This is a genomic window from Paenibacillus sp. EKM10P, assembly GCF_011800655.1.
Lineage (GTDB): Bacteria > Bacillota > Bacilli > Paenibacillales > Paenibacillaceae > Paenibacillus > Paenibacillus polymyxa.
In genome coordinates this window covers 1-268 of the sequence record NZ_JAALET010000119.1, presented here as the reverse complement: position 1 = coordinate 268, position 268 = coordinate 1, and the positions used below count along the sequence as shown (strand labels likewise).

General features: G+C 57.1%; 2 tRNA genes. Both read left to right on the top strand.

The annotated features are described in order from the left end of the window. Positions 1–105 precede the first annotated feature (105 nt). Positions 106–182, top strand: a tRNA-Met gene (locus HFE01_RS26720). 10 nt (positions 183–192) lie between these two features. Next, positions 193–268, top strand: a tRNA-Val gene (locus HFE01_RS26715).

Here is a 268-nt window from a genome sequence, read left to right as displayed (position 1 = left end):
TGGCTATAAGGGGACCCTCTGCTAAGGGGTTAGACTGCGTAAGTGGTGCGAGGGTTCGAATCCCTCTCTCTCCGCCATTTAGGACAAGCTGGTAAATTATGTTATGGCGGTGTAGCTCAGCTGGCTAGAGCGTACGGTTCATACCCGTGAGGTCGGGGGTTCGATCCCCTCCGCCGCTACCATACATACCCAGGAGGCTTAGCTCAGCTGGGAGAGCATCTGCCTTACAAGCAGAGGGTCGGGGGTTCGATCCCCTCAGCCTCCACCA